Below are 12,634 nucleotides of genomic sequence, written 5' to 3'. Positions count from 1 at the left end.
AGGAGGAAAGGGTGACGTGGTTTGACCGACAAGACAAGCAGAGCGGTGCCAGTAGAGAATTTTCACGGTGTTCTGGTTGCCGATCCGTTTCGTTGGCTCGAAGACCCAATGTCCGACGAGACGAAGGAGTTTGTAAGGAATCAGAATGTCCAGACGCGAGAGGTCCTGGATGCGCTGACCGTACGTCACAGTATTCGAAAGAGACTAGAGACTCTCTGGAGACTTCCGCAGTACTTCACGCCTGTGAAGGCGGCTGGACGTCTGTTCTTTTTGCAAAACGATGGTCAAAAGAACCAGCCTGCCCTGTACGTGGTTGATGCAGACCAGGCAGGGGATACGCCGCGATTGCTCGTTGACCCGAATCAGATGAGTGACAATGGAACCGTTGCCTTGACGCAGTATAGTGTGCGCAGGGACGGAACGAAAGTCGCATACGCAACAGCTAAGGGCGGCAGTGACTGGCAGATTATTCGCGTGGTGGATGTTGAAAGCGGAGAGAATGAAACCGACTTCATTCAGTGGTGCAAGTTTACAACGCCTGCATGGCATCCTGACGGGTCCGGATTTTTCTATACGAGGTTTCCAGAGCGAGACGAATCCGGCGTTGCCGATCAGTCACAAAATGCTGCTGTTTACTTCCATGTCCTCGGGACGGATCAGAGTGCTGACGAACTCGTCTACGCTCGACCAGACGCACCAGAACTCGGCTTCTATCCGCACGTCAGCCATGACGGCAAGTATCTGTTCTTGCACGTGACCAAAGGTACGGACAGGGAAACGCGCCTGTACGTTCGAGAACTCGAGGGAAGCGGAGAGTGGCAGCGCGTACTCGATAAAGGGGACGCAAAGTATTCACTCCTCGGTAACGAAGGCAGCCGAGTCTACATTCAGACCGATCTCGATGCACCGAAAGGGCGGATAGTTTCGTTTGACTTACGTTCTCCCGAGCCGGAACACTGGACGGAGGTAGTTGCAGAGCAAGACTTGCCGCTCACGTATGCAGATTTCGCGAAAGACGCGCTGCTTCTCTTGTATCTTCAGGATGCTCACCATGTGATGAAGGTGCGTCAGCTGTCTTCCGGGGACGATTATGAGGTCGAGTTGCCGACCGTTGGAAGCATTACCGGTCTGTTTTGCTCGCAAAGAGACGAGGATGCATACTTCGGGCTGACTTCGTTCCTGTATCCCGTTAGCGTCTTTCATCTGAATATCGCAACAGGAGCGGTGTCTTCGGTCTGGGATGCCAGCGCTGCTTTCGACGTTAGTCCCTATGTCACCAAACAGGTCTTTTACGAGTCCAAAGATGGAACCAAAGTGCCGATGTTCCTGACCCATCGTCGCGATCTCGCTTTGAACAGTGATAACCCGGTGCTCATTACGGGTTATGGCGGATTTAATATCAGCCGAACCCCTGCCTTTTCCCCGGCCGCACTCCAGTTTGTGGAGCAAGGCGGCGTTTATGCCCTTGCCAACCTTCGCGGCGGCAGTGAATACGGGGAAGCGTGGCACCGTGCCGGCATGCTTGAGAATAAGCAGAATGTTTTTGATGACTTCCAGAGTGCTGCAGAGTACCTGATTCGCGAGGGCTACACGCGGCCAGAACGAACGGCTATCATCGGGGGAAGCAATGGCGGTTTGCTTGTCGCCGCATGTATGTTGCAACGGCCAGACTTGTATGGTGCGGTGGTGTGCCAGGTCCCTGTCATCGACATGCTCCGGTACCACCGGTTTACCGTCGGCCGCTACTGGGTTGGCGAATATGGAAACGCGGAAGAGAATAAGGAACAGTTTGAGTTCATGTACGAATACTCACCTTTGCACAATGTGGTTCAGGGTCGCGTTTATCCGCCCATCTTGATTACGACAGCCGATTCTGACGATCGCGTTGTGCCGTCCCATCCGTACAAGTTTACGGCGACGCTGCAAGCGGCATCCCCAGGGGTGAATCCGATCTTGCTGCGAGTGGAGACAGAGGCCGGGCACGGCGCAGGCAAACCAATCTCCAAGTTGATTGACGAGCAAACCGATATTTACGCTTTCCTGGCTGATACAATTGGTTCGGGTAAGGTCTCAGAGTGAGACCTGATGTACACATGAAACGTCGCGCAGCATATTCTGCGCGACGTTTTTCTCTTTAGGCTTTAGGCTTGATTGGGACCGTCAAAAAGTCACTCGCCACATGTACATCCGGGAAGATTTGCATAGCCTCTGCCGTTAACCCGTCAACATCTTCCGGCCTGTAGCGTGCGCTGACGTGTGTCAAAATCAGTTGACCAACATTGCTGCGCTTCGCGGCTTTCGCAGCTTCTACCGTGGTGGAGTGGTGATACGCATGTGCCAAGGTACTCTGGGCGCTGCTGAAGGTCGCTTCGTGAACGAGCACGTCAGCATCTCGAGCGAGATCGAAGATAGCATCACAGGGGCGGGTATCGCCAAGAATGGTCACTGTTCTTCCAGGACGCGGGGGTCCAAGCACGTCTTCAGGGGTAATCTGGCGACCCGTTGCTGACTCCACTGTCTGCCCCGCCTGAAGTGCGGCGTACAATGGACCAGGCGGCAGGCCAAGTTCCATCGCTTTCTGCGGGTAAAACTCTCCAGGTCTGTCCGCCTCGACAATCCGGTAACCGAGGGAAGGGATACCATGCAAAAGCCACTGCGCACTCACCGTCACCTCGTCATCTTGAAAGATGACTCCGCCCGCTTCTGAAATCTCCTGAATCTCAATTGGGTACGTCAGATGGGTTTGCGACAGGTTGAGTGACGCCATCACGTAGTCTTTGACACCGGGTGGCCCGTAAATGGTCAGTGCCTGCGTTCCTCCGTGGAAAGACCGGCTCGACAAGACGCCGGGAATGCCAAAAATGTGATCGCCATGCAGATGCGTCACGAACATCTTGTCCAGTTTGCTGAGCTTGACACGACTGTGCAGAACCTGGTGCTGGGTGCCCTCGCCGCAGTCAAACATCCAGTACGTTCCCCGTTCAGGTAGTAAATCGAGCACGAGGCTGGTCACGTTTCTGATTTTTGAGGGCAAACCGGCCCCAGTCCCGAGGAAATGCAACTCCATGTCGCCTTCACTGCTCCTTTGTCACCTGTGCTACATCATGGCGCTTCCTGTTCAAACGAGAAGCTTGAAACCAGAAGCTTGAAACGAGAACCTTGATACCAGAACTGTAATCTGGCACCGTGGAACTGTGTGTACTGAGTGTAGTCTATCATTCTTCCACAGCGGGGGCGAAGCCATGAGACCAAAGGTATATGTCACGCGTCGTCTGCCAGATGACCTGCTCGAGCCGCTTTCGAACATTGCGGATATAACCGTGTTTCCACATGAAGATATGCCGGTAGACCGGACTGCTCTGCTTCAGCAGGTGAATGGGGTTGCAGGGATTGTGTCGATGTTGACGGACCGGATCGACGAAGAAGTGTTCGCTGCTGCGGGACCTTCGCTGCAGGTCGTGGCGAACATGGCGGTAGGGTATGACAACATTGACAGAGAGGCAGCGATACGACACAACGTGATGGTCACGAACACGCCAGACGTCTTAACGGAAACGACGGCGGACCTGGTTTTTGGACTGTTGTTGGCCACAGCGAGACGCATTCCACAGGCCGAGCAGTACTTGCGAACGGGACAGTGGAAAACATGGAGTCCCATGCTCTTCGCAGGGACCGATGTATTCGGCAAAACGCTCGGCATCGTCGGCATGGGTCGAATCGGCCAAGCTGTGGCGAAACGTGCGCTGGGCTTTGGGATGCGTGTGCTGTACCACAACCGCCGCCCAAACAGAGACCAAGAGGCAACCATGCACAGCACATGGCTGCCTTTCGACGAACTGCTGCGGGCAGCAGATTTTGTAGTGGTGTTAGTCCCAGGCTCCGCTGACACGGCTGCCCTTTTCGGTGTACGGGAGTTTGCCTTGATGAAGCCGAGTGCCATCTTTATCAACGCGGCCCGCGGAACGGTTGTCGACGAGTCTGCGCTGGTTGAGGCATTGTCAAATCATACCATTCATGCTGCCGGACTAGATGTGTATCAACAAGAGCCAATCCGTATGGATCATCCATTGCTTTCCCTGGACAACGCAGTCCTGTTGCCGCATATCGGATCGGCGAGCGTTGCAACGCGCAGGCGGATGGCTGAGCTGGCCATCGAGAACTGTGTCGCGGTCATCACGGGCCGTCCGCCAATACACAGGATTGTCTGAGATGCGAAACAACGTGGACCGCTGATCTGGGTTCGCGGGCACGCTAAATCCTAACAGCAGTAGTCTTTGCGGCGGCTCTTCTTCTGACGCTCGTCGCGGTCTGGAAAATCGTCTGGGTCGTCCTCGCTTGGCGAGATCATGGGGCGACCCCGTTTGGCGTTCTTGTCTCCGCTGTGGTCTTTGCTGTCCGGAGCTCCAGGCACACCGCCCGCGTTTTCAAACGTTCCGAATACAATCGGTTTCCCGTCCTCCACCATCCACTGACCTTTGGCGAACACATGCTGGATGCGGTACTCACTATCCGTCAGGAAGAAGTCCGCATCCGCGCCTGCCTGAATCGTCCCTTTGTGTCCGAGTTTTAAAACCCGTGCGACGTTTTTGGTCGGGATAGATACCGCGACGTCAACCGGCACTTCCTCTTCGACAATCAAGTCCCGGGTTTCCTCCCATAGCGTTGCAATCGATCCGATGCCCATCGCAATCAGTGTCCCGTTGTCATCGAAGATGGGGGAACTCCCATTGCTATCCGAACTCATCGTAATCAGGGACTTGTGCACGCCGTCATCCAAGAGCTTGCGAATCGCCTTGGACGGTTTGACCGAGACATGATCGTGATCGTCCGGACGGATTCCCGACGTGACATCGACAAACCCGCCATCGAGACCCCAGCGAACGGCGTCCACGAGCAGGTCCGGGTTTCGGTTGAGATGCGTCGGGACGAATACCGAGCGGGGAAGTTCGGTCTTCTTTAACACATCGAACAAGATCTGCAGTTTGGTATCGTCGTCACCGACGTGCAGGTGCAGGACGCCTGCTTTACCGCCAAGCAGTCCGCCGACGCGCGCCTCGCTGGCGAGTTCCGCGATGTCCTGTTCACTCGGATGGCTCGAACGACTGTCTGAGATGGCGATTTCACCAATGCCAATCACCTTGTCAATCAGCACGATGTCACTGCGGGGCATACCGGTCAAGGTGCGCGTGGGGACTTGATAAGCACCGGAGTAAATGTAGGTTGTTACACCCTCGAAGTCGAGTGCATTTGCCGTTGCGAGCAGTTCGCGCGTCGTCCTGGTCACGCCGTCTGTGCCGAGCACACCGACAAGGGATGTCACGCCTGCTGTGGTGATGTGGGAAAGGGAGATAACTGGAGTTCGGTAGTGAAACCCGCCCTCTCCGCCGCCGCCCGCCATATGGACGTGCTGGTCGATGAGGCCGGGGAATAACAGCAAGCCGTTTGCATCAATCGTCTCAATCGGGGGCAGGTTACCGTGAAGCGACAAGTCGTCACCGACTGCGATGATTTGCCGTCCGGCAATCAATACATCTTTTTTACCCAGCGGTTTTGGTGCGTACACTGTGGCTTGTCGAATCAGCGTGAGATAAGTATCCATGAAAGTAAACCCTCCATAACAAAACTCCCATCAGTCAGCAGGGGAGCCGCGCCGCCGAACGGGTCTTTCGCTCTAGTCAGTCTTCCCAAGAATTGGCGAAAGGATTCAGGAACGCGGTATCTGGTTTCATGTCGAGATTGCTATGGACGTGCCAACTCTTGAATTGCATATCTGATTCCTGTCAGTCTGTTGCATAATTCATGCGGTTCTTGCACAAAAATCGTAGAAAGTGTGCAAACGAATTACTAGATAGTAGACGTTTTGCAGCAACTCTTCCGAAATCAGCAAAGCCTGCCGATCTTCAGCGGATGACCGTCATTTGGTCCAACTCAAGGTAACGCTTACATTACTGCCATTAAAGCAAAAATATAAACATCGAAAGTGCCTCGCCACACAGATTAGGGACGCGCAAGGAAACGGTTATGACAACTTTGAGAGCGGATTCATGAAAAGTAATTGATCTTGTTGCAGGCATGGGCTTATAATGCATCCATACAAACGTTTGCACAAAGTTGACGAGCCTTAAGAGATTCCAAACAGACTCGGTCAAGGATTTTGGTAAACGACGTGGGTCTTGCTGAAAACGAATTCAGCACAGCCCGACACTCAAAGCCTAAGGGGGCAAAATGTATGAAGAAGTGGCAATTGGCTGCGTCAAGCGTTTTGACGGTCGGTATGCTCGGCGGACTCGTAGCAGGCTGCGGTACATCTTCCAGCAATGGTACGTCAAACGGCGGCTCTACAAACAGTGCATCTTCCCAAACGACACTTCCGAAGGGCCAGACAATCACTGTATGGTCTTGGGATGGGGGTCCGCAGCTCGCAGACATTAAGAAGTTGGCGAACCAGTGGGCACAACAGCATGGGGACACCGTCAACGTAGTTGACCAGAGCACGAACCCGAACGGCTTCCAATTCTATGCAACTGCAGCGCGTACCGGCAAAGGACCAGATGTAGTCGTTGGGATGCCACACGATAACAATGGCCTCTTTGTTCAAGAAGGCTTGATTGCTCCAGTTCCGAGTCAAGACATCAACCCATCCGATTACAGTCAGTCTATCGTGGATGCAGTCACCGTAGGCGGTAAAATTTACTCCTACCCGATGGACGCAGAAACGACAGCTATCTTCTATAACAAGAAATTGGTTCCGACTCCGCCGACCAACTGGACTCAGTTTGTTGCTGACGCCAACAAGGCAGGGTTTATGTACGATCAAGCGAACTTGTACGATGACTACGCTATCATCGGCGGTTACGGCGGCTACGTATTCAAGAACAACAATGGTACGCTGAATCCGAACGATATCGGTCTTGGCAACAGCGGCGCCATTCAAGCATACACACTCATGTACCAGATGGATTCCAAATACCACTGGATGACTCCGAGCACGAACGGTGCAATTGCGAAGGCCAAGTTTGTGGCTGGCAAGCTCGGCATGTACGTCAGCGGTACCTGGGACATTCCAGACATCCAGAAAGCCGGTATCGATTTTGGTATCACCCCATGGCCAACACTGCCGAACGGTCAAGCAGCTACGCCTTTCCTCGGTGTGAAGACAGGTTTTGCAAGTGCAAAGAGCAAGACCCTTCCGGCCGACTTCAGCTTGCTTCAAGCTTTGACCGGCTCGAAAGCACAGTTGGACTACTTTAACGACTCGCAGGCTGTTCCGGCTTTGACGAGCTTACAACAGTCCTCGACGATTCAGAACGCACCGAACTTCAAAGCGTTCGCTGACCAATCCAAGGTCGCTGTTCCAATGCCGAACATCCCGCAAATGCAAGCCGTCTGGGGTGCAATGAGCGTCATTGGCAACATCATTAACGGCAAAACCACACCTGCACAGGGTGCTGCAGACTTTGTGAAGAACATCCAGAAGGGCATTCAGGTCCAAGGATCCTAATCCGCTTTGGATGTGAGATTCGATGGGGCTGGGCTTAAAGGTGGCACCAGCCCCTTTATTTTTACCGCATTGGAGGTGCATGACCGTGGCGTCGACAGTCGCACCAGGAGTTCCGCAACCACGCAAGAAACGGAAAGTCCAGTGGGTTGCGTACGGATATCTGTCTCCTGCGCTCATTACAATTTCCATTTTGAGTCTGTTGCCGATTTTGTACACGATTTACATCGGGTTTACGAACTTTAATCAAATGCACTTTCAGAACTATAACTTTGTCGGGTTCAAGAACTTTGCTGAGTTATTGAATCCATCCAACCCGATGTCAACGGTGTTTTTTCCGACGTTGTTGTGGACCGTCGAATTTGCGGTGATTACGACGCTTTTGAACTACTTTGTGGGACTGTTCCTGGCCATCCTCCTGAACAACAAGCATATGAAGGAAGCAGCGGTGTACCGCGCCATCCTCATCGTCCCCTGGGCTATCCCTGCACTCATCACCATGCTGGCCTGGCAAGGGTTGCTCAACGACTCTTACGGTCAGATTAACGGTTTGCTCCATACAATTGGTTTGCCGAGGGTGCCGTGGTTAACGAGTCCTGTGTGGTCGAAGGTTGCCATCTTTATTGTCAGCTTGTGGGCCGGCTTCCCGTACATGATGACCGTGTCACTTGGCGCACTTCAAGCAGTTCCAGGCGAGTTGTACGAGGCGAGCGCCATAGACGGTGCGAGCTGGTGGAAGCAGTTTCGGTACGTGACAGTGCCGGCCATCTGGAAGATTACACTTCCGCTCTTGATCCCGTCATTTGCTTTTAACTTCAATAACTTTAACGCTGTGTACCTGTTGACGGGCGGCGGACCGGCACGCTCTACGAACCAGTTTGTGGGTCATACGGACATCCTTGCGTCTGCTGCATACAAAATGACCTTGCAGTTCAACCGCTATGACTTGGCCTCGGCCATCTCAATTATTCTGTTCGTGATTGTAGCTGTCCTCAGCTTCCTGCAAATGAAGTACACGAAGGCATTCGAGGAGGTGGACTAAGTCATGAGCAGCCAATCTGTTGCGGATGCAAAGTTACAGGAGCTCTTAAACGTCGAGACCAAAAAGGTGATGGCTCCAGGAGAACGGGCAGTCTTATGGATTTCCCGCCTCGCCATCTGGATCATTATCGTGTTAACCTTGATCCCGATTTGGTTCGTCATTGAGGCGTCATTCAACCCGTCCAACTCTTACTTCTCGGTGTCCTTCTTCCCGGCGCACCCGTCGCTGTCAAACTACGCTACGCTGTTTCAGTCAAGCGGGTTTATGACATGGGTTCGAAACAGTCTGATTGTCGGACTCACGGTCGGTATCGGCCAAGTTCTCTTGACAGCGACCGCGGCTTTCGCATTCTCTCGACTGCGGTTCTGGGGCCGCAAGTACGGGTTGATGAGCTTGCTCATCCTGCAGATGTTCCCGAATTTCCTGGCGATTGCAGCCATCTACGCTGCACTTGCAAAGCTGAACATGATTGACAACCTGTGGGCGTACATCTTGGTTATGCTCGGCGGAAGTGCGTATAACGTCTGGCTTCTGAAAGGGTACTTTGACTCTATCCCGAAAGACCTGGACGAAGCCGCAATCATCGACGGTGCAAACTCATGGCAACGATTCGTACAGATTCTCTTGCCGCTCGCCGTTCCGATGCTTGTGGTCATCTTCCTGTTCACGTTGATGGGTGCCTTCAGCGAGTACATTCTCGCTGGAACGATTTTGCAATCCCCGCAAAACTATACACTTGGTGTTGGTATGTACGGTATGATCAGCGGACAGTTTGCAAAAAACTGGGGCGAGTTCGCCGCAGCGGCTCTGTTGTCCGCAATTCCGCTGACGGTCATCTTTGGACTGCTGCAGAGGTACATTGCCTCCGGGTTGGTAGCGGGTTCTGTGAAAGGCTGATGTGGTTCTGCAATACGAAGGCTGTTGAGGAGGGGGAACATGGCGACTATCAAGGACGTGGCGGCGCAGGCTGGTGTGTCTCCGTCGACGGTATCACGCGTACTGGCGGACTCACCACGTATTTCGCAAGAGACAAAAGAACGCGTGCGCCAGGTGCTGAATCAGTTAGACTACCATCCGAACGCCTTCGCACGCAGTCTGGTAACCAATGTGGCCGGGGCCATCGGTGTTTTGATTCCGCCAGGAACGGAGTTTTTCCAAAACCCGTTCTTTAGCGAGATGATGAGCGGGGTGGCCGAAGTCGCACGCAGTCAGGGATATGACATCGTGCTGTCCACTTCAGCGAGTGATGAGATGAAGGTTTTGGATCGCATGATTCGCGGACGGCGCGTTGACGGGATTCTGCTGCTTCGAAGCCGTACCAAGGACCCTGCGATTCAGACCGTCATCGATCAGCGGTTCCCGGCGGTCTTGCTGGGTCGTCCCCCAGCGGATCAGCCTATCTCATGCGTCAATAACGACAATGTGAAAGCGGCCTACGAGGCAACGAATCACCTTATCCGCATCGGGCACCGAAAGATTGGGTTTCTCGGGGGGGATACTGCTTACGTCGTAACGGCCGACCGACTGAAGGGATACAGACAAGCCCTGCTTGACCATGGAATGGAACCTGATGAACGACTCGAGGTCTTCAGCTACCTGGTTGAACACGGCGGATATCTCGGTATGATGCGACTGCTTGCCGCCTCGGCGCGTCCGACAGCGGTGCTCGCCTCTGATGATGTGTTGGCGTTTGGTGCGATGCGTGCAGCCGGAGAACTGGGTTATCAGTTGCCGGATGACATGGCCATCGTCGGGTTCAATGATATCCGGTTGGCTGAACTGGCCAATCCTGCGCTGACGAGTGTACGGGTCAATATGCATGACTTAGGCGTTGCCGCTTGTGAGCTGTTGGTGGAGCGGATTCAAAAACCCGCATCTTTGCCAACAGAACGTCTCGTACCGACCGAATTGGTAGTCCGGAACTCGTGCGGAGCGAAGAAGTTTCCGACGAACGTCTTGTCTGTTTAGAATGCTTCGGCACAAGGAGCATCCAAGAAGTATGGATACGCAGGGTGCGGATACATGGCCGCACCCTGTTTTGTCTCACACGAAGAGACGGAATAGAAACGCTTTCGAGTTCAACCATTGGGAGGAAGACACATATGAAGCAAGTTTGGATGTTCCATCAGCCGTATGAACCTTATGCCTATGCGTTGTCAGATACCGTTGCCAGAGTCGTGGTTGCCGTCGAACGGGGCACAGCAGAGGCCGTTGTCGTCCACTTTGGAGATAGATACGTAGACATGCCAACCGAGCACCTTACGATGGATCGCGCTGGCAGTGCCGCGAATCTGGAATATTTCTCTGCAGACGTGACTATTCCAACGCACCGCCTGAAGTACGCTTTTCAGGTGCTGTTGAAGGCACGCCGGTCTTCAGCAGAGGGTAATGGAGACACGCAGGAGGCGAAGTCTCTGTGGTACGGAGAGACAGGTGTCTCAGAAGATGCTCGAACAGCTGGTGTTTTTCAGCTGGCTTATCTCTGTCAAAGAGATATCTTTGAAACGCCGGCATGGGCAGAGCACGCTGTGTGTTATCAGATTTTTCCTGAGCGATTTGCAAACGGCAACCCTGAATTGACACCGGAAGACAGCGTGCCATGGGACAGCAAGCCGACCCCGTTTGCCATGTTTGGCGGTGACCTGCCGGGCATTACGAGCCGCCTTGACTACCTGGCAGATCAAGGGGTAACCCTCATTTACTTGACGCCGATCTTCAAAGCGGGATCAAACCACAAATACGATACACAGGACTATATGGAGATAGACCCGCAGTTTGGTACGAAGGAAGACCTTCGAAACCTGGTTCAGTCTGCTCATCAGCGAGGCATTCGGATTGTCCTCGATGCCGTTTTTAACCACTCCGGGTTCTACTTTGCCCCTTTTCAGGATGCCGTGAAAAATGGCAAAGGCTCGGCTTATTGGAATTGGTTCTTTATCGATGGCGAAGAGGTTGATACCGAGAACGTGAATTATGAGTCATTCGCAACGAAGCTGAAATATATGCCAAAACTGCATGTTGCGCACCCGGAAGTTGAGGCGTATCTCCTTCAGGTTGCTGAGTACTGGATTAAGGAATTCGATATTGATGGCTGGCGTCTAGACGTAGCAAACGAAATTGACCACGTGTTCTGGAAACACTTCCGGGATACAGTCAAAACTGCCAAATCAGATGCACTCATTGTCGGGGAAGTATGGCACAACAGCCTTCCCTGGCTTCGAGGTGACGAGTTTGACAGCGTGATGAACTACGTCTTCCGCGAAGCGGTACACGCCTTCTTTATTCGGCGCCAAATCTCGGCGAGCGAGTTTTCAGAGCGCATCACGGAGTGCTTGTTCATGTACCCGACGCAAGCCACAAAAGCGATGTTCAACCTCCTCGGCAGTCATGATACGGAGCGTGTGCTGACGCTCGCCGAAGGAGATGTGGCTCGAGTCTTGCAGGCGATGGCATTCCAATTTATCTACCCGGGTATTCCGATGGTGTACTACGGGGACGAAATTGGTATGGAAGGTGGGGCAGACCCTGACTGCCGCCGCGGCATGGTCTGGGATGAGGAAGCACAGAACCACGACTTGAGGGAAGCGATGAAAGTGCTTGCTGCGTTGAAAAAGAACGAGCCTGCGCTCGGCGAAGGTGAACTGCGAGTTCTGCGTGCCGACAAGCAGGGGCTTGAATACGTTCGCGTGCTGGAAGGCGCACCGACTATCCACGCGGCGTTTAATACCGGTCGTACGGGATGGCGTCTCGACGACGTCGGGGAAGTGCTGTTCTCGTCAAAGCAGGACGCTGTCGCTAAAGGCAAGCTGGCTCCTGGGACGGTCGTCGTCTGGCGAAGCTAGTTTGACAGAGACCGTGGTCGTGGAGTGCGTTTTGGCCAGGATGGTATCCACGAGTGCGTCGGTTCCCTTGTTGACATGGGTATCATTTACACGAGTATCATTTACACGACGATCATAGGGGGGGGAATCGGGTAAGAGGGGGTGACTAACCCCCGTCTTCCCACACCACCGTACGTACCGTTCGGTATACGGCGGTTCACGTTGTGGAACGAATTCCGTCATATCGTTCGACTAAGCTAACCAGTCCTCGGT

At 53.6% G+C, this 12,634-nt stretch carries 9 protein-coding genes; 7 read left to right on the top strand and 2 right to left on the bottom strand.

Annotated features, from left to right (window positions below):
• The first annotated feature begins 21 nt into the window (after positions 1–21).
• Positions 22–2,079, top strand: a complete 2,058-nt coding sequence (locus AN477_RS12755; protein ID WP_054969550.1) for a prolyl oligopeptidase family serine peptidase — start codon at positions 22–24, stop codon at positions 2,077–2,079.
• A gap of 55 nt (positions 2,080–2,134) precedes the next feature.
• On the opposite strand, the gene rnz is transcribed toward AN477_RS12755, so the two are convergent.
• The gene (gene rnz, locus AN477_RS12750) at positions 2,135–3,067 is read right to left on the bottom strand and encodes a ribonuclease Z (RefSeq protein WP_054969549.1); all 933 of its coding nucleotides are present in this window, start codon (positions 3,065–3,067) and stop codon (positions 2,135–2,137) included.
• Between the two features lie 175 nt (positions 3,068–3,242).
• Between rnz and AN477_RS12745 the strand changes: the two genes are divergently transcribed.
• Complete coding sequence (locus AN477_RS12745; protein ID WP_054969548.1) at positions 3,243–4,208, top strand: 2-hydroxyacid dehydrogenase; 966 nt, start codon at positions 3,243–3,245, stop codon at positions 4,206–4,208.
• 50 nt (positions 4,209–4,258) lie between these two features.
• Here AN477_RS12745 and iadA read toward each other — a convergent pair whose 3' ends face one another.
• A complete protein-coding gene (gene iadA, locus AN477_RS12740) occupies positions 4,259–5,599 on the bottom strand; it encodes a beta-aspartyl-peptidase (protein WP_054969547.1) in 1,341 nt (446 codons plus the stop codon).
• 630 nt (positions 5,600–6,229) lie between these two features.
• On the opposite strand from iadA, the gene AN477_RS12735 reads away from it, so the two are divergent.
• From AN477_RS12735 to AN477_RS12715, 5 genes are all read left to right on the top strand, one after another.
• Positions 6,230–7,501, top strand: coding sequence for a sugar ABC transporter substrate-binding protein (locus AN477_RS12735; protein WP_054969546.1), 1,272 nt, complete (start codon positions 6,230–6,232; stop codon positions 7,499–7,501).
• A 79-nt stretch (positions 7,502–7,580) separates the two neighbouring features.
• Positions 7,581–8,540, top strand: coding sequence for a carbohydrate ABC transporter permease (locus tag AN477_RS12730; RefSeq protein ID WP_083486251.1), 960 nt, complete (start codon positions 7,581–7,583; stop codon positions 8,538–8,540).
• A 3-nt stretch (positions 8,541–8,543) separates the two neighbouring features.
• On the top strand, positions 8,544–9,437 hold the full coding sequence (locus AN477_RS12725) for a sugar ABC transporter permease (protein ID WP_054969545.1): 894 nt from the start codon (positions 8,544–8,546) through the stop codon (positions 9,435–9,437).
• A 39-nt stretch (positions 9,438–9,476) separates the two neighbouring features.
• The gene (locus AN477_RS12720; protein WP_054969544.1) at positions 9,477–10,508 is read left to right on the top strand and encodes a LacI family DNA-binding transcriptional regulator; all 1,032 of its coding nucleotides are present in this window, start codon (positions 9,477–9,479) and stop codon (positions 10,506–10,508) included.
• Between the two features lie 134 nt (positions 10,509–10,642).
• Positions 10,643–12,382 carry a glycoside hydrolase family 13 protein gene (locus tag AN477_RS12715; RefSeq protein ID WP_054969543.1) on the top strand — a complete coding sequence of 580 codons (1,740 nt, stop codon included), beginning with the start codon at positions 10,643–10,645 and terminating at the stop codon, positions 12,380–12,382.
• The last annotated feature ends 252 nt before the right edge of the window (positions 12,383–12,634 follow it).

This window comes from Paenalicyclobacillus ferrooxydans (genome assembly GCF_001399675.1).
GTDB lineage: Bacteria > Bacillota > Bacilli > Alicyclobacillales > Alicyclobacillaceae > Alicyclobacillus_B > Alicyclobacillus_B ferrooxydans.
Note: the sequence above shows the minus strand (reverse complement) of the source record. Positions and strands in the feature narration are given on the sequence as shown.

Bases quoted from the DNA above. Each gene is read 5' to 3' on its own strand.
- rnz (WP_054969549.1), bottom strand. From the start codon at position 3,067: ATGGAGTTGCATTTCCTCGGGACTGGGGCCGGTTTGCCCTCAAAAATC.
- AN477_RS12745 (WP_054969548.1), top strand. From the start codon at position 3,243: ATGAGACCAAAGGTATATGTCACGCGTCGTCTGCCAGATGACCTGCTC.
- iadA (WP_054969547.1), bottom strand. From the start codon at position 5,599: ATGGATACTTATCTCACGCTGATTCGACAAGCCACAGTGTACGCACCA.
- AN477_RS12735 (WP_054969546.1), top strand. From the start codon at position 6,230: ATGAAGAAGTGGCAATTGGCTGCGTCAAGCGTTTTGACGGTCGGTATG.
- AN477_RS12730 (WP_083486251.1), top strand. From the start codon at position 7,581: ATGACCGTGGCGTCGACAGTCGCACCAGGAGTTCCGCAACCACGCAAG.
- AN477_RS12725 (WP_054969545.1), top strand. From the start codon at position 8,544: ATGAGCAGCCAATCTGTTGCGGATGCAAAGTTACAGGAGCTCTTAAAC.
- AN477_RS12720 (WP_054969544.1), top strand. From the start codon at position 9,477: ATGGCGACTATCAAGGACGTGGCGGCGCAGGCTGGTGTGTCTCCGTCG.
- AN477_RS12715 (WP_054969543.1), top strand. From the start codon at position 10,643: ATGAAGCAAGTTTGGATGTTCCATCAGCCGTATGAACCTTATGCCTAT.